At 65.9% G+C, this 15,818-nt stretch carries 16 protein-coding genes; 8 read left to right on the forward strand and 8 right to left on the reverse strand.

Going from position 1 to position 15,818, the window contains the following annotated elements; translation table 11 throughout:
• Positions 1-97 precede the first annotated feature (97 nt).
• A complete protein-coding gene (locus HNH97_RS08750; RefSeq protein WP_110913551.1) occupies positions 98-883 on the forward strand; it encodes an SDR family NAD(P)-dependent oxidoreductase in 786 nt (261 codons plus the stop codon).
• A 135-nt stretch (positions 884-1,018) separates the two neighbouring features.
• On the forward strand, positions 1,019-1,942 hold the full coding sequence (locus HNH97_RS08755) for a delta(1)-pyrroline-2-carboxylate reductase family protein (protein WP_171790631.1): 924 nt from the start codon (positions 1,019-1,021) through the stop codon (positions 1,940-1,942).
• 439 nt (positions 1,943-2,381) lie between these two features.
• Here HNH97_RS08755 and HNH97_RS08760 read toward each other — a convergent pair whose 3' ends face one another.
• Positions 2,382-3,119 (reverse strand): autoinducer binding domain-containing protein, encoded by a 738-nt coding sequence (locus HNH97_RS08760; RefSeq protein ID WP_110913549.1) that lies wholly within the window; start codon positions 3,117-3,119, stop codon positions 2,382-2,384.
• Positions 3,120-3,330: 211 nt separating this feature from the next.
• Between HNH97_RS08760 and HNH97_RS08765 the strand changes: the two genes are divergently transcribed.
• Positions 3,331-3,822 carry a YaiI/YqxD family protein gene (locus tag HNH97_RS08765; RefSeq protein WP_110913548.1) on the forward strand — a complete coding sequence of 164 codons (492 nt, stop codon included), beginning with the start codon at positions 3,331-3,333 and terminating at the stop codon, positions 3,820-3,822.
• A gap of 296 nt (positions 3,823-4,118) precedes the next feature.
• Here HNH97_RS08765 and HNH97_RS08770 read toward each other — a convergent pair whose 3' ends face one another.
• The 4 genes from HNH97_RS08770 to HNH97_RS08785 form a co-directional block, all read right to left on the reverse strand.
• Positions 4,119-4,577, reverse strand: a complete 459-nt coding sequence (locus tag HNH97_RS08770) for an NUDIX domain-containing protein (RefSeq protein WP_171790632.1) — start codon at positions 4,575-4,577, stop codon at positions 4,119-4,121.
• 12 nt (positions 4,578-4,589) lie between these two features.
• A complete protein-coding gene (locus tag HNH97_RS08775; protein WP_171790633.1) occupies positions 4,590-4,820 on the reverse strand; it encodes a DUF2171 domain-containing protein in 231 nt (76 codons plus the stop codon).
• Between the two features lie 199 nt (positions 4,821-5,019).
• Positions 5,020-5,280 carry a CBU_0592 family membrane protein gene (locus HNH97_RS08780; protein WP_110913546.1) on the reverse strand — a complete coding sequence of 87 codons (261 nt, stop codon included), beginning with the start codon at positions 5,278-5,280 and terminating at the stop codon, positions 5,020-5,022.
• A gap of 32 nt (positions 5,281-5,312) precedes the next feature.
• Positions 5,313-5,807 carry a hypothetical protein gene (locus HNH97_RS08785; RefSeq protein ID WP_171790634.1) on the reverse strand — a complete coding sequence of 165 codons (495 nt, stop codon included), beginning with the start codon at positions 5,805-5,807 and terminating at the stop codon, positions 5,313-5,315.
• Positions 5,808-6,075: 268 nt separating this feature from the next.
• Between HNH97_RS08785 and HNH97_RS08790 the strand changes: the two genes are divergently transcribed.
• The 3 genes from HNH97_RS08790 to HNH97_RS08800 all read left to right on the forward strand — a co-directional run bounded on the left by HNH97_RS08790 (position 6,076) and on the right by HNH97_RS08800 (position 8,897).
• A complete protein-coding gene (locus HNH97_RS08790) occupies positions 6,076-6,429 on the forward strand; it encodes a zinc ribbon domain-containing protein YjdM (RefSeq protein ID WP_110913544.1) in 354 nt (117 codons plus the stop codon).
• 417 nt (positions 6,430-6,846) lie between these two features.
• Entirely contained in the window at positions 6,847-7,230 is a 384-nt protein-coding gene (locus HNH97_RS08795; protein WP_244949371.1) for a hypothetical protein, read from the forward strand.
• Between the two features lie 434 nt (positions 7,231-7,664).
• Positions 7,665-8,897 carry an acyltransferase family protein gene (locus HNH97_RS08800; protein WP_171790635.1) on the forward strand — a complete coding sequence of 411 codons (1,233 nt, stop codon included), beginning with the start codon at positions 7,665-7,667 and terminating at the stop codon, positions 8,895-8,897.
• 7 nt (positions 8,898-8,904) lie between these two features.
• On the opposite strand, the gene HNH97_RS08805 is transcribed toward HNH97_RS08800, so the two are convergent.
• Together HNH97_RS08805 and HNH97_RS08810 are read right to left on the reverse strand one after the other, a co-directional pair.
• On the reverse strand, positions 8,905-9,042 hold the full coding sequence (locus HNH97_RS08805; RefSeq protein WP_171790636.1) for a hypothetical protein: 138 nt from the start codon (positions 9,040-9,042) through the stop codon (positions 8,905-8,907).
• Complete coding sequence (locus tag HNH97_RS08810; protein WP_171790637.1) at positions 9,027-10,418, reverse strand: GntT/GntP/DsdX family permease; 1,392 nt, start codon at positions 10,416-10,418, stop codon at positions 9,027-9,029. The genes HNH97_RS08805 and HNH97_RS08810 overlap by 16 nt, the downstream gene beginning before the upstream one ends.
• Positions 10,419-10,751: 333 nt before the next feature.
• Between HNH97_RS08810 and HNH97_RS08815 the strand changes: the two genes are divergently transcribed.
• Positions 10,752-12,293, forward strand: a complete 1,542-nt coding sequence (locus HNH97_RS08815) for a Hint domain-containing protein (RefSeq protein ID WP_171790638.1) — start codon at positions 10,752-10,754, stop codon at positions 12,291-12,293.
• A 269-nt stretch (positions 12,294-12,562) separates the two neighbouring features.
• Positions 12,563-14,188, forward strand: a complete 1,626-nt coding sequence (locus HNH97_RS08820) for a Hint domain-containing protein (protein ID WP_171790639.1) — start codon at positions 12,563-12,565, stop codon at positions 14,186-14,188.
• A gap of 566 nt (positions 14,189-14,754) precedes the next feature.
• Here HNH97_RS08820 and HNH97_RS17930 read toward each other — a convergent pair.
• The gene (locus HNH97_RS17930) at positions 14,755-15,489 is read right to left on the reverse strand and encodes a hypothetical protein (RefSeq protein WP_244949372.1); all 735 of its coding nucleotides are present in this window, start codon (positions 15,487-15,489) and stop codon (positions 14,755-14,757) included.
• Positions 15,490-15,818 lie beyond the last annotated feature (329 nt).

Raw genomic sequence — 15,818 nt, forward strand, 5'->3', positions numbered from 1 at the left:
ATGTCGTTCACGCCCGCGTGTGCCCGGTGGCGCGGGACGGGGCGGGTGGTGTACGCTGTGGCCGTACGGATGCAACATCATGACAGGGACCTGAACCATGAAGATCGACCTTGCGGGCCGCACGGCCATTGTGACCGGATCGACCGGCGGCATCGGGCTTGCCATCGCCACGGGCCTGGCGGGATGCGGTGCGCGCGTGGTGGTCAACGGCCGCAGGGCACCGGCCGTTGACCGGGCGGTCGCCACCATTGCGCAGGCAGGCGGGACGGCGGTCGGCTTTGTGGGGGACCTTGGCACGGCGGACGGGTGCGCGGCCCTGGTGGCGGCGCACCCATCATGCGATATCCTGATCAACAACCTTGGCATTTTCGAACCGCGCGATTTCTTTGACACCCCGGACGAGGACTGGACCCGCTTTTTCGAGGTCAACGTCATGTCGGGCGTGCGCCTGTCGCGCGCGTACCTGCCGGGCATGCGCGAACGTGACTGGGGGCGGGTTGTGTTCATCTCCTCTGAATCCGCGCTGAACATCCCGGTGGAGATGATCCATTACGGCTTCAGCAAGACGGCGCAGGTGGCCGTGGCGCGGGGACTGGCCGAACGCATGGCCGGGACGAACGTGACGGTCAATTCGGTCCTGCCGGGGCCGACGCTTTCGGAAGGGCTTGCGGAAATGCTACGGCCGGAGCAGGAAAAAACCGGAAAGACGCTGGAGGAAGTCGCCGCCGAATTCGTGATGGAGCACCGCCCGTCCTCCATCATCCGCCGCGCCGCAACCGTGGAGGAAGTGGCGAACATGGTCGTCTACCTCGCCTCCCCTCTGGCGTCGGCCACCACGGGGGCGTCGGTGCGCGTCGATGGCGGGGTGTTGAGCGTGATCTGAAGGCTTCGGGTGCCGCGTTTTTTAAAAAGGCCGCGCCCGAAAACGCCCGTATGGCCTGACGGCCCCTTGACGGCGGGGTGACGGGGCGGTGCAATCGGGATTGATTGCGTAACTGATACGGAAAGCACGATCCCGATGAAACATTACTGCGCGACGCAGACGCAGGCGCTGCTGCCGTTCCCGGCGCTGGTGGACATGCTGGCGCGCACGGTGCGCGATTACGCGGGCGGCGCCATCGCGTGCCCCGAACGCACCACCATCCCCACCCATGACAGGGGCGGCGTGCTAATGTGCATGCCCACCGTGGGCGTGGACCTGGTCGCGGCAAAGGTGCTGACGATCTTTGGCGCGAACGCGGCGCTGCACCTGCCCACGGTGCAGGGGATCGTCACCTGCGCCGACGCGCATGACGGGCGGTTCCTGTTCGGCCTCGACGGGCCGACGGTCACGATGCGCCGGACCTCGGCCATCAGCATGCTGGCGATCCGCACCTTCATCCACGGCCATGTGCGCCGCGTGCTGGTGATCGGCACCGGCACGCAGGCCCTGGCGCATGTGGAGGCACTGGCCGCGCTGCATCCCGCCATCGAGGTCGCGATCCGTGGCCGCACGCCCGAACGTGTCGCGCGGTTCTGCACCCAGTACGCCACCGACCGCCTGACCCTGCGCCCCGAACTGGCCGAGGACGGGCCGTTCGATGTCGTCATCACCACGACCTCCAGCACAACGCCCGTTTATGACGGACCGGCGGACCCGCGCCGCCTGGTGATCGGGGTGGGGGCCTATCGCCCCGACATGGCCGAAATCACCCCGTCCGTCGTGCGCGCCAGCCAGGTCTATGTCGATGATCCCGTCGGCGCCCCGTCGGAGGCCGGGGACATCCTGCAGGCCGGGGTGCCATGGACGGATGTGCGCGCACTGGCGCAGGCGCTCGACACGCCGCCGGACCCGACGCGGCCCGTGTTCTTCAAATCCGTGGGGTGCGCGGCATGGGACCTCGCCGCCTGCCGCGTCGCACGCGACATGCAGGCCCGCGTGGGGGATGACGCCGGGGTGTGAGGGGGGTGTCTGTGTCTCAGGGGCTTTGCCCCCGAACCCCCACCAAAGGGCATTGCCCTTTGGAAACCATGACTTTTAAATGAATCAGGGTGCAGGGATCGTGATCCCTGCCGGGTCCGGAGCAAGCCGCCCGGCTGTGGCATGTGCCGACTGCCTCAGGGGCTTCGCCCCCGAACCCCCACCAAAGGGCATTGCCCTTTGGAAACCATGACTTTTAAACGAATCAGGGTGCAGGGAGCGCGCTCCCTGCCGGGTCCGGAGCAAGCCGCCCGGCTGTGGCATGCGTCGATGTCCTCAGGGGCTTTGCCCCCGAACCCCCACCAAAGGGTATTACCCTTTGGAAACCGTGACTTTTAATGAATCAGGGTGCAGGGAGCGCGCTCCCTGCCGGGTCCGGGCAGAGCCCGGGTGTGGCAAACGCAACGCCCTCAGGGACATCTCACACGCTGATGAGGCCGAGGGCCAGGGCGCGGATGACGGTGCTGATACGGTTGGGGCATTGCAGCTTGCGCTGTGCGTTCTTCAGGTGAAAATTGACGGTATTTTCATTCAGCATCAGGATATCGCCAATATCGCCTGACGTTTTCCCATGCGCCACCCATGTCAGGCATTCACATTCACGCGGGGTCAGCAGGTCGGGCGTGCCTTCTTCGGCCTGTGCGGCCTTTGCGGCGTTCAGTTGCTGGAAACGTTCGTAATATTGCGACACCAGCATCGACAGCGCCATGCGCGTGCGCAGCGGGAATGTGGGGGCGGACTGTTTCTGCCCGAAACTGGCATAGAACACGGACGCATCCGGCCCGTGGATCGGCACGGCAAAGCCGTTGCGCAGCCCAAGGTCGAAGATATCATGCGTCAGTGCGATCGCCGGGCCGCTGATCGGGTCGCACGACCGCCATTCAAACCCGGACATGCTGCGCAATGCACGCCGCAGAAGCGGGTCCACCCGGCCGTAATTATTGCCAAGGTAATGGCGGATCCATGTGCGCGGATAGGTCGTCAGCACGGGCCGCAGGCCACCGGGGCGGTATTTGGGCATCGTGCCCATCACGCAGTAAAAATCGCCCAGTTCACTGACCGCCTTCTGAAACCTCGTGGCAAGTTCATCCATGTTCCGCGCCTGGAGCAGCGTCTCCAGCGTATCCATGATATTGTTGCCAGAAAGTTCAGCCGTCACGAAACCCTATCCCGTCTTTCCCTGACCGATCGGTCATTTATCGGGTCGAACCTATCATAGCTATCTTCGCAATGCTACAATTACGCCGTGCCGCGTTACATATTGCAAGAATATATCAATAGTTTCATGTAATACTCCTCTTTTGCACCGCACTGCGGGGATCTGGCCGCGGGTCTTGCCTGCGGCGGGCCGGGGGGCCTAGAACACGGGGATGACCCGCATCTTCATCGACGCCGATGCCTGCCCCGTGCGCGACGAAACCTATCGCGTGGCCCTGCGCCACGGGGTGCACACGTTCGTCGTCGCAAACCGCATGATCGCCGTCCCGCCCTCCCCCCTGATCGAACGGGTGGTCGTGACACAGGGGATGGATGTCGCGGATGACTGGATCGCCGAACATGCCCGCGCGCATGACATCGTGATCTCCGCCGATATCCCGCTGGCCGCGCGCTGCGTCGCACATGGGGCCTGCGTGCTCGACCCACGGGGGCGGGTGCTGGACGAAAACGCCATCGGCATGGCGCTCGCCGTGCGGAACCTGATGGACGACCTGCGCTCCACCGGGGCCATCATGCAGGGCGGACGCAGCTTTTCCCGCACTGACCGCTCCAGCTTCCTCTCCGCCCTCGACACCGCCGTCGTGCGCGCACGCAAAAACGCCACACGCCCCAAACCACCGCCCTTCGTGCCCCCGCCGGAATGAGGGACCGTCGTCGCACGCCCTCAGGGGCTTTGCCCCCGAACCCCCACCAAAGGGTATTACCCTTTGGAAACCAGTACTTTTAAACAGATCAGGGTGCAGGGAGCCGCGCTCCCTGCCGGGTCCGGGCAGAGCCCGGATGTTCCATGCGCCGACACCCTCAGGGGCGTTGCCCCCGAACCCCCACCAAAGGGCATTGCCCTTTGGAAACCATGACTTTTAAACGGATCAGGGTGCAGGGAGCGCGCTCCCTGCCGGGTCCGGAGCAAGCCGCCCGGGTGTTCCACGCGCCGACACCCTCACGCGGGGGCATCAGCCAGTGCGCGCAGGGCGACGCGGGTGGCAAGTGTCAGGGGATCGGGCAGGTCGTCGGGTTCGAACCAGCGCACGGCGGACAGGGCCTCGGGCTCACACAGCAGCGCGCGGGCCGAGGTGATGGGTGTTGCGAGGTAGACGGGCGCAACCCAGTGGGACGCATCCTCCCGCGCGGTGGCGGGGGTGATGTGGTCCACCACGCACAACAGGCGCGTCAGGCGGATCACCAGTCCGGTTTCCTCCGCCACCTCCCGCCGGACGGCGTGTTCGACCGTTTCCATCCAGTCCACCTTCCCCCCCGGCAGGCCCCAGTGCCCGGCCTCTGGCGGGCGGCGGCGGCGGACCAGCAGGATGCGCCCGTCGCCACGACGCACCAGCGCGCCACATCCCACGCGCGCGTCCGTCATGCGGGCGGGGCGTGGGGCTGCCTCCTCCTGCGCCATGGCGGCCCGGCCTCAGTGCGCGGGGGTATAGGACTGCACGTCCTCGATCGTATGGCTCAGCACAAGGCGGTTGTTGTCGGTGGACGCGACCCAGTCGGCCGGGATTTCGAACATGCTTTCGGCGGGGCCATCGACCGTCACCTGGATCGTGCCGTCGCCCGGCACCGCGCTCAGCGTGCCGACGCGGCCACCCGCGGATGCGATGACGTCACGGCCTATCATCTGTTGGGTTACTTCAGCCATGTCGTGTCCTTTCGTGTCGATGCCATGGCGCACGCGCGCATCTTGCACCGGGTCGCGGTTCCCCGGCAGTCTCCCTGCGGTCCGGCGCAATGCCCGTCATGGTCGCGACAGGCAGGCCCGGCATCGTGTTTGCGGTAGAGCCAACTGTACCGACTGCCAGCGCCAACCACAACCCTGCCCGCCACAACCCGCCCGTGCCCTATCTGCGCGACCGGCGCCACAGCGCGGCGATGACGCCATACAGGCTAACGCCGCTCCAGAACAGTTCGATGCACAGTGACGGCATGTTGAAATGCACGCACAGCGAGGCCATCACCATCAGGCTGCCGCACAGGTTCCCCAGCGGATAGCCCACGCCCGCCGTGTCGATCCGCCCGCGCAGGCTGCGGTAATACTGCACCACGATCACCACGGACCCGGCAAAGCCCACCATGTCCGCCGCGATGTCCGCCCCCGTCATGGTCGCGTCATGGCCCGCGCCGGTGGGGGGCGTCAGTTGACGCCATACTGCTTGCGCCGGTTCATCATCGCGTTCAGCTTCTCGCTATATGCATGGTAGCTGCCCTTTGGCGCGCAACCCATTTCCTCCAGGTCCTCCAGGTGGACGCTGTCATTGATCCAGCCGTTCACCTCGCCAAAGGGAATGACGGCGGGCAGGGGGCGGTTGGCGAACACGATCGGGTCATCATGCCCGGTGACATACCCGAACTGCGCGAAATGGGCGTTGTGCGCCGCGCTTTCGGCGACCTCGCCGCACACCACGCCCGCGCCATCGACGCTGTGCGCCGCAAGGTGGCGGAAACGGGCGTCCTGCGGGTGCGCCAAGGTGGCGGCGACCTTCTTCATCGCCTCGTCCGCGCCGGGGACGTGCGCCGCGCTGCCATCGAGCACCGTCTGCGCCGCGCAGGTCCCCATGGAACCGCCGAACACCATCGCCCCGGACAGCGCCGCGCCGAAAACCGTCGCCACAATCATGGCCTTGTACATCTGTTGTTCCTTCCTGCCGTTGCGCATCCACCCCGCACAGGGTCAGCGCGAGACCTCTGTCAACGCGCAGGGGGCGTGGGCGATCACCTTGGTGCCCGTCTTCGCCGCCCGGGGTCAAGCACCCGGGACGGGTGTTTTTCCAATTCCATCAGGTTTGATAATATTGTGGAAAAACATGCGCCAAAACGGCCCGCCCGCACCGGACGGGCGGCGCGGGGCGCGCGTTTGTGCTAAGCCTGCCGCCCCACCAAGGACCAAGGAACCCCCGATGAGCACCGACCCCAGATGCCCGCAATGTGGCTGCGCCCATGCCTATCCCGATGGCAGCCTGTGGATCTGCCCCGAATGCGGCCATGAATGGAACCCGCAGGCCGAACCCGCTGACACCGCCGCCGCCGCGGATGACGCGGTGCACGACGCCAACGGCACCCCCCTGGCGAACGGCGACAGCGTGACAGTGCTGAAGGACCTGAAGGTCAAGGGCGCGTCCTCCGTCATCAAGGGCGGCACAAAGGTCCGCAACATCCGCCTGACCGATGGCGCGGACGGCCACAACATCGCCTGCAAGATCCCCGGCATCGGCGCCATGAACCTGAAGTCCGAGTTCGTGAAAAAAGCCTGACGCCCCCCCCACACGCAAGGCCGTCGGCACATGAAACACCCGGGCGCCGCCCGGACCCGGCAGGGAGCACGCTCCCTGCACCCTGATTCATTAAAAGTCATGGTTTCCAAAGGTCCACGACCTTTGGCGGGGTGCAGGGGCGGCGCCCCTGCGTTGGCCCCACACGCAAGGCCATCGGCACATGAGACACCCGGGCGCCGCCCGGACCCGGCAGGGAGCGCGCTCCCTGCACCCTGATCCATTAAGAGTCATGGTTTCCAAAGGTCCGCGACCTTTGGCGGGGTGCAGGGGCGGCGCCCCTGCGTTGGCCCCATACGCAAGGCCGTCGGCACATGGCACGCCCGGGCGGCCTGCGCCGGACCCGGCGGGTCGGGATATTATGAATACTTACAGAATATTTCTTATTTATGAACCATAATGGTCCGGGGCGGGATATTTGATGTATTTGAGTTGCAAGATATGGAGGCCATTACAGTGGAGATCAGAAATATCCTGGCTTCGTTTTTCGGGGATTATGCAGATGCCTTCTATATAGAAGCGATCGCCATTGACGAAATTACCATACTCAGGGATGGCAAGGCTGTGCCTGACACGTCGGGTATCCTGCGCGCCTTCATGGGTGCCGATGATAAAAGGACCATATTGAATACGGTCAGGGGCTTTGTATTTTATATTTCCGGCAATTCATATGTCATGGATTTCAGCAATTACATTACAACAAATACAAATCTATGCCCCAAGGTCACAATTGCAAAAAAGGGCACGGGGTTTGATATCCGACTGTTCATGAAACATGATTAGGAATACCCCCCGGTTCACTTAAAATAACTGGTTTCCAAAGGGTAATACCCTTTGGTGGGGGTCCGGGGGCAAAGCCCCCGGGAACTGCCGCACAAAACACCCACACGCCCACCCTCGACAGGAATCCCGATCACCATTCCCCATTCCGAATGACCGGTCCCCAAAGGGCAATGCCCTCTGGCGGCGGTTCGGTGGCAACGCCCCCGGGGACTGCCTGACCTGACCTGACCTGACCTGACCTGACCTGACAGGGGAATGGTATCCGGCGCGCTTAACCTCAATCTATCGCGCGCGGCTATTTTTGACATGGACAGAATCGTTACGGGGCCGGAGGGTTTGTGAAACACCCTCCGGGGCCGCCCGGACGGCGGGGGCGCCATGAGCGAAGGAGACACGGTCATGACAGGCGTTCCCCCTGCCGGTGGCATCCCGCCGTGCCTGTGGCCGTGACGCAGGCCGCCCCCACCGCGACATCGCCCACCGCGACATCGCCCGACGCGCCGCGCGGCGCATCGACGCGGGTCATTTCCATTGACGCCCTGCGCGGTGCGACGGTGGCGGTGATGATCCTGGTCAACAATCCCGGCGACTGGGACCAGGTCTATCCCATGCTGCGCCATGCGGCGTGGAATGGCTGCACGCTGGCGGACCTTGTGTTCCCGTCCTTCCTGTTCCTGATGGGGTGCGCGATCCCGCTGTCGCTGGACCGGCGCATCGCACGGGGCGCCGACCGTGGCATGCTGTCGCGGCAGATCTTCCGCCGCGCGGCGCTGCTGTTCGCGCTGAAACTCCTGCTCAGCGCGTATCCGTATTTCCACATCACCCACCTGCGCCTGTATGGCGTGCTGACGCGCATTGCCGCGTGCTACCTTGCGGTGGGGCTGTTCTGTGTCTGGGTGCCGGCGCGCCGCCTGCTGCCGGTCGCGATCGGGGCGATCCTTGTGGGATACTGGCTCGCCCTGCGCTATGTCCCGATCCCGCATGCGGGCCTGCCGGGGCGGGACTTCCCGCTGTTCGATGCGCGGATGAACCTTGGCGCGTGGCTGGACCGCGGCATCAGCACATGGTCGCTGCACTGGCTGCACATGGGGCGGCTGTATGAGGACGGGTGGGACCCCGAAGGCGCGCTGAGCACCCTGCCCGCCATCGCGACCACCATGCTGGGCGTCATTGCGGGGCGGATGCTGCGCGGCGGGGCGGCGGCGTCGCACCCGCGCCGGCTTCCCGCGCTGGGGGTGGCGCTGCTGGTGCTGGGGGCCATATGGGGCAGCGTCTTTCCGATCAACAAGTCGTTGTGGAGCAGCTCCTTCGTGCTGTGGACCGGCGGGGTCAGCATGTGCGTGCTGGCGCTGTTCCATTTCGTGTTCGACATGGCGCGCGTGCAGGACCGCTCCGCCGTGATGGGACGCATCCTGCTGGTGCTGCGGATCTTTGGCATGAATGCGCTGGTGGCGTTCCTCTTTTCCGGCTTCCTGGCCAAGACGCTGATGATGCTGCCCGCGCCGGGGGCGGGGGCGGCCTCGCTGTCCGACTGGCTGTACCGCGTGGTCTGCCATGGGGCCGGGTCGGGCATGTTCACGTCGCTGGTCTTTGCGATGGGGTTCTGCGCGGCGTGTTTCGTCCCGGTCTGGGGGCTGTGGCGGCGGCACATGATCGTCCGGCTGTAACCGGCCCCTACAGCCCGCCCAGCAGGCGCCACGCCCGCGCGACCGTGCACGGGCCGAACCTGTGTCCCCGCACCACCACCACCGTATAGGCGCACAGCAGCAGGGCGATCACCGCGCGCCGCGTGCCTGCTACAGCACCGCCCACATCAGCGCCGTGCCCGCAAAGGCGGTCAGCGCCGCGATCCCGGTCATGACGGTCCAGCTTGACAGCCCCTCCCCCACGCCCAGTCCCGCCATGCGGGTGACGATCCAGAACCCCGCGTCATTGACATGCGACAGCGCCATGCCCCCCGCCCCCATCGCCAGCGCCAGCAGCGCAAGGTGCGTCTGGTCCAGGTGCAGGCGGGCCACCAGCGGCCCGACAATGCCCGCCGTCGCCATCAGTGCCACCGTCGTCGGCCCCTGCGCCACACGCAGGATCATGGTCATGACGAAACACAGCGCCAGCACCGGCAGGCCCGCCGATGACAGCATCCCGCCCAGCGCGTCTCCAACGCCGCTCTGCACCAGCACCTGTGCGAACGCGCCGCCCGCGCCGGTAATCAGGATGATCCCGGCGGTGGACGGCAATGCTGCCGCCAGCACGTCCGACACGGTGGACAGCGCCATGCCACGCCGCAGCCCCAGCAGCCACGCGCACAGCACCACGTCGATGCCCAGCGCCACATACGGGATCCCCGCGAACGCGATGACGGAGCGCGCGATCCCCGCCGCCATCATGTCCGACGCCAGCGTGCCCGCGATCATCAGCACGACCGGCAGGCCGATCACCAGCGCGATTTCCCCCGGATGGACCGGGCGCGCATGCACCGCGGCGATCAGGCGCGCATCGGCGGGACTGCCCTGTTCGGGGCCCGCGGCCTCGCCCGCTTCGTCAACGATGGCGCGGATCTCCGGCGCGCAGCCAAGGGGACGGGCCATGACCGGGCGCGACAGGACATAGGTCAGCGCCACCGAAAACGCCGCCAGCGGCAGGCCCAGCATCAGCACCCGCCCCGCCCCCACGCCCAGCGCGCCGCCCACGGCCACGGCACCCGGATGCGGCGGCAGCAGCGCATGCACCGTCAGCATCGTCACCGCCATCGGCACGGCGAACACGGCGGGCACGCGCCCGGTCTGGCGCGCCATGCCATAGACAAGGGGCATGAGCATGATGACCCCGACCTCGAAAAACACGGGGATGCCGACGCCAAAGGCCGCGATCACGATCGCCAGCGGCACATGCGCCGCCCCCGCGCGCCGCACCAGCGCGCGCGCCACCGCCTGCGCGCCGCCCGACAGGTCCACCATCCGCCCGATCATCGCGCCCAGTGCGACGATGATGGCGATATGCCCGATGGTCCGGCCCAGCCCGCCCTGTACTGCTTCGGCCAGATGCGCGACCGGCGTGCCCGTCAGCAGGGCGACGGCGGTCGCCACCAGCAGCAGCGCGAGGAACGGGTGCACCCGCCCCACCACGATCAGCACCAGCAGAACGGCAATCGCCCCCGTTCCGATCAGGGCCAGCACAATGGGGGTCATACAGGTTCCTGTACTGCGGTGGCCGCCCCCGCATGCCGCACCGGGACGGATCGCGGCAAGGGGACAGATTCAGTCCCCTTTATCAGGGATCGGCGACCTGGCCGCAAGGGGGCGCGTGGCCCCGTGGCCGCCATCGCTGCGACGCACACCCGGCCTGCGCCAGAAGGTTGCCAAATAGTTTGTAACAGAACGTCTCGTAATGTATCTGTTATAACAGATGACGGGACTCGCACGGGTCCCATGACCGCCGGTCGTTCCACGTCTCTGGTTTCATGCCCGTTTCACCATGAAGGGGCCGGAAAGGCCGCCTCCTGACACAGGGCTTCATGGGTAATGACACAGGAATATACCGACTACAGTAACAAGAGTTACACGCTGACGACCAACAGCAATGGTTATGTCAGCAGTTCGCAGATCTTCGCGGCGCAGAACACCACCACCGATGGCGATGGCAACCCGGTCTTTTCCGTGGACAACATCAATTCGGTCAACAGCGATGGCCCGAACACGCCCGATCCCGGTTTCACCAACGGGACGAACACCATGACGCTCAACAGCCTGTATGAAAACGGCGTCAATGCCGGCTTTGTCACGGCGACGACCACCGGCGCCAATGGCGGGCAGGAAACCGCCCTGCTGCAGCAGACCCCCTATTCCACCAGCGACGGCGTGTTCCTGTACGCTCCGTCGCAGAGCATCGATGACACGGTCAACGGACAGGTGGCGCAGACCGAAAGCAGCGGGACGGGCGGGGCGTACCTCTATTTCACGAACACGGCCGCAACCCCGATGGAGGACGTCCCCTCCACCGTGACCGCCAGCAGCAACGGCAACGACTTCACCCCCGCCGCCACCGCGGCGGATGTCCCGTGCTTCACCACGGGCACGCCCATCCTGACGCCGCGCGGCGATGTCGCGGTGGAGGACCTGCGCGTGGGGGACGAGGTCGTGACCGCGTCCGGTGCGCACCGCCGCATCCGCTGGATCGGCCATCGCCGCATCGCCTGCCGCAGCGTCCCCGCCCACCTGCGCCATACCGTCCTGCCGGTGCGCATCGGCGCGCACGCCATCGCGCCGGGCGTGCCCGCGCGCGACATCGTGGTGTCGCCGGGCCACGCCATTGCGCTGGATGTGGCGGGGGCGGACGTGTTCGTGCCCGCAAGCGTCCTGGTCAACGGCGCGACCATCACGCAGGACGACCGGGTGCAGGCCCATTACTGGCATGTCGAACTCGACAGCCATGACGTGCTGCTGTCCGCCGGACTGCGCAGCGAAAGCTTCATGGATATCGGCAACCGCCATGACCTTGCCATCGGCGCGGCGGGACTGGACCCCGAACGCACGGCCGCCACGCTGGCGGACTATGCCCTGCCGTTTCACGACGCCGGTGCGGTGGTCGCCACCGTCCGCGCGCGCCTGCTGGCACGTGCGCGCGCCCTTGGCTGGGACCTGACGGATGCGGCCGACCTGCATCTGGTGGTGGACGGCCGCCGCATTGCGCCGGTCACGGCCGGGGGGCTGGTGCATTTCACCTTCCCCGCCACCGCACGGCACGTCACCCTGCACAGCGCTACCTTCCGCCCCGCCGACCTGGCGGTGGGGGGCCCGGCCGATGCGCGGGCGCTGGGCGTGAACGTGCGCGGCGCATGGATGGGCGGGGCAACGCTGGGTCTGGACCATCCCCTGCTGGCCGCCGCCTTCCACCCCGACGAGGGGCGCGACGGATGCGACTGGCGCTGGACCACCGGCATGGCGACGCTGCCGCCCGGACTGTGGGCCGGTCACGCCGGACGGGTGACGTTCAGCCTGCATCTGGACCACGCCGCCCCTGCTGCCTACTGGCACCTGCCGCAGGCGGGCCGCCGCGTGGCGTGACGCGCCCTCCCCCCTGGCGGGGCGCTGCCCCTGCACCCCGCCAGGGGGGCGCCGGCCGCGTGGCAACGGCCCCGGACAGTCGGGACAGCCGTCGGCAGATATAGTTTGCAACAATGGATTTCATAATGTAACCAGCGAAGTCAAAGAGACCATCCGGGACATTATTCAGCGAAAAAATAGAAAAGATGCATCGAAAACGCTGGATATAGTTCCTTCAGGCCGTCGCGGAATTATTTTTCAATCCGCCCGATATCGGAGACTTCGCAGAAATGGCGAACAAGTATACTGATTACCAGAACGCAAAATATACGGTTACGCTGGACAGTGACGGCAACGAAACCAGCAGCCAGGTCTTCCTGATCGACACGGCCGACAATTCGGATGATCCCACCGCATCCCCCGCATCCCTGCCGCTCAACAGCGATGGCAGCACGACCCTCCAGGTCCAGACGCTTTCTGAATATAACAGCGAAAATGCGCAGGAGTCCGCCGGTTCGGGCGGGACGGTCTATGACCAGGGGTTCGGAAGCGGCACCCAGACGCTGGAACTGAACAGCGTGTATGACAACGGCGTCAATACCGGCTTTGTCGATGCCACGCTCCAGAGCCCCGATGGCGGCACCGTGACGACGGTCATGCAGCAGACGCCGTATTCCACCCATGACGGGCAGATCCTGTACTCGCCGCCCCAGACGACGAACAACATGGATAACGGCAAGGTCGTGGACACGAACCAGTCCGGCCCGTCCTACGCCTACCTGACGGATACGACCTATACGACGTCCAACGACGTGCCCTCCACCATCACCGCGACCAGCAACGGCAACGATTTCACGCCCGCCACATCGGTGCCGAGCACGCCGTGCTTTACCGAAGGCACGCTGCTGCTGACCCCGCGTGGCGAGGTCGCGGTGGAGGACCTGCGCGTGGGTGACGAGGTCGTCACCGCATCCGGCGCGCACCGCCGCGTCCGCTGGCTTGGCCATCGCCGCATCCTGTGCCTTGGCATGCCCGCATGGCGCCGCTACATCGCACAGCCCGTATGCATCACCGCGCACGCCATCGCCCCCAACGTCCCCACGCGCGACGTCATGGTGTCGCCCGGACATGCCATCGCCATGACCCTGCGTGACGGCACCGACGTGTTCGTTCCCGCCAGCACGCTGCTCAACGGCATCAGCATCACGCAGGACGACCGGGTGGAGGTGCGCTACTGGCATGTCGAACTCGACAGCCATGACGTGCTCATGGCCTCGGGCCTTGGCAGCGAAAGCTTCATGGATGTCGGCAACCGCCACGAATTCGCCATCGGGGCAGAGGGCCTCGACCCGCAGCGCACGCCCGGACTGATCCACAAGCACGCCCTGCCCTTCCATCAGGAAGGCCCCGTCATCCGCGAACTGCGCGAACGCCTGCTGGCGCGCGCGCATGACATGGGATGGCGTCCGACGCAGGATGCGGACCTGCACCTGATGGTGGACGGGCGGCGCGTGGACCCCGTCATGGCCGGCGGCCTGACGCACTTCGCCTTCCCCGCCATCGCGCGCACCGTCACCATGCACAGCGCGACCTTCCGGCCCGCATATCTCGGCCTCGACGCACGGGGCGACGTACGCGCGCTTGGCGTGCAGGTGCACGAGGCATGGATCGGCGACAGCCACACCGGCGGCGGTGCGGCGCTGGGCCTGGACCATCCGCTGCTCGCCCCCGCGTTCCACCCCGACGAGGGACGCGACGGATGCACATGGCGCTGGACCACCGGCATGGCCCGCCTGTCGCCCGGACTGTGGGACGAACGCCGCGGCACCGTCACCCTCAGCCTGCAGGTCAACCACGCCGCCCACACCCGCTGGACCCTGTCCGACGCAACGCCGGACATCGCCCGCGCGGCCTGACGGAACAGGACACAGGGGCGCTGCCCCTGCACCCCGCCAAAGGGCATTGCCCTTTGGAAACCAAGACTTTTAAACAGATCAGGGTGCAGGGATCGCGCTCCCTGCCGGGTCCGGAGCAAGCCGCCTGGGGGGTGCATGCGCCGATGCTCTCAGGGGCTTTGCCCCCGAACCCCCACCAAAGGGTATTACCCTTTGGAAACCAGAACTTTTAAACAGATCAGGGTGCAGGGATCGCGATCCCTGCCGGGTCCGGGCAGAGCCCGGGTGTGGCATGTGCCGACTGCCTCAGGGGCGTTGCCCCCGAACCCCCACCAAAGGGTATTACCCTTTGGAAACCAGAACTTTTAAACAGATCAGGGTGCAGGGATCGTGATCCCTGCCGGGTCCGGAGCAAGCCGCCCGGGTGTGGCATGTGCCGACTGCCTCAGGGGCGTTGCCCCCGAACCCCCACCAAAGGGCATTGCCCTTTGGAAACCAGAACTTTTAAACAGATCAGGGTGCAGGGATCGCGATCCCTGCCGGGTCCGGGCAGAGCCCGGGTGTGGCATGTGCCAAGGAAGCGGGGCTTATTGCTTGGCCGAGAATGTTGAGACGCTGGAGGAGGCCGAGGTTGCCGACTGTGTTGGCGCGGCCGGGATGGCCGGGGTGGCGGGTGTTGCGGGAGTGGCCGGGACGGTGGGGACGGCCGGGGCGGCGGGTGTTGCAGGCGTCGCGGCCACCGTGGGCGTGGCGGGTGTGGCAGGCGTGGTGGAGACGGTGGCGGATGGGGTCACGTCGGGCGTCTTGGGGTCGCTGAATGCCGATACCGGGCCAAAGATACCGGCCTTGACGTGGCGCATCGAGGTGACGGGCTTGCGGATGCAGCCGCGCGTCACGATGGAACAGACGCCGTCCGTGCCGACGATTTCGTCGTCATCGCCGCTGTAATGCAGGTCCGTGACCTCGCCATTTTCGATGCGGATATCGGCAATGCAGGTCTTGCCCGCACCACCCAGCGCCGTCTGCGTCAGGTTGACGATCGTCTGTAGCGGGATGAACGTGGAATCGTTCGTCGAGGGAATGTTCAGGGTCCGGCTATATTCAAAAATCTGGATGCCGGGGCTCAGTTCCTTGACCTTGTCCGGGATTCCCACGCACGACTCCACCTCGTCGGCGCGCATGCCGATCATGGTCAACTGTGCACGATGCGCGGTGCGGGAATCGGTATAGCCACATCCCGCCAGTCCAGCCAGCGGCAACAGGAACATCCACGAACGCAAACAGCGGGAAACAGGCGCGGAGGGGAAAGGATAAACTGTCATTTTCTCTCTTGATGACGGGGACAAAGGGAGAATTATGAAAAATGTCTGAAGATTTATTGATGATCGCCTTCATCTAAAGGAATCTTATACTCAAAAGTCCATCGCTTTTTTGTAAGATAATGACACCTGTGGCTTTCATGCACGCCATGGCCGAAACGGATCAGGCGGCGCGCGCCGGCCGGGGGATTGCGATTCGGGGGAAAGGGTCCGTGTGGTTCCGCGGCCCTGCGTGCGGGCGGCGGATGGCTGCGCGCGGTGCATGCCCGCCATCGGGACAGGGCGGGAACCCGCGGGACATGGCGCTTTTCTGCCAATATGGAATGGGGCGG

It is taken from the genome of Gluconacetobacter entanii (assembly GCF_013155425.1).
Taxonomy (GTDB): Bacteria; Pseudomonadota; Alphaproteobacteria; order Acetobacterales; family Acetobacteraceae; genus Novacetimonas; species Novacetimonas entanii.

What these genes read in the sequence shown, in the direction of transcription:
- HNH97_RS08815 (WP_171790638.1), top strand. Translation starts at nt 10,752, where the DNA reads ATGACACAGGAATATACCGACTACAGTAACAAGAGTTACACGCTGACG.
- HNH97_RS08810 (WP_171790637.1), bottom strand. Translation starts at nt 10,418, where the DNA reads ATGACCCCCATTGTGCTGGCCCTGATCGGAACGGGGGCGATTGCCGTT.
- HNH97_RS08780 (WP_110913546.1), bottom strand. Translation starts at nt 5,280, where the DNA reads ATGACGGGGGCGGACATCGCGGCGGACATGGTGGGCTTTGCCGGGTCC.
- HNH97_RS08785 (WP_171790634.1), bottom strand. Translation starts at nt 5,807, where the DNA reads ATGTACAAGGCCATGATTGTGGCGACGGTTTTCGGCGCGGCGCTGTCC.
- HNH97_RS08755 (WP_171790631.1), top strand. Translation starts at nt 1,019, where the DNA reads ATGAAACATTACTGCGCGACGCAGACGCAGGCGCTGCTGCCGTTCCCG.
- HNH97_RS17930 (WP_244949372.1), bottom strand. Translation starts at nt 15,489, where the DNA reads ATGACAGTTTATCCTTTCCCCTCCGCGCCTGTTTCCCGCTGTTTGCGT.
- HNH97_RS08790 (WP_110913544.1), top strand. Translation starts at nt 6,076, where the DNA reads ATGAGCACCGACCCCAGATGCCCGCAATGTGGCTGCGCCCATGCCTAT.
- HNH97_RS08770 (WP_171790632.1), bottom strand. Translation starts at nt 4,577, where the DNA reads ATGGCGCAGGAGGAGGCAGCCCCACGCCCCGCCCGCATGACGGACGCG.
- HNH97_RS08795 (WP_244949371.1), top strand. Translation starts at nt 6,847, where the DNA reads ATGGTCCGGGGCGGGATATTTGATGTATTTGAGTTGCAAGATATGGAG.
- HNH97_RS08820 (WP_171790639.1), top strand. Translation starts at nt 12,563, where the DNA reads ATGGCGAACAAGTATACTGATTACCAGAACGCAAAATATACGGTTACG.
- HNH97_RS08750 (WP_110913551.1), top strand. Translation starts at nt 98, where the DNA reads ATGAAGATCGACCTTGCGGGCCGCACGGCCATTGTGACCGGATCGACC.
- HNH97_RS08765 (WP_110913548.1), top strand. Translation starts at nt 3,331, where the DNA reads ATGACCCGCATCTTCATCGACGCCGATGCCTGCCCCGTGCGCGACGAA.
- HNH97_RS08775 (WP_171790633.1), bottom strand. Translation starts at nt 4,820, where the DNA reads ATGGCTGAAGTAACCCAACAGATGATAGGCCGTGACGTCATCGCATCC.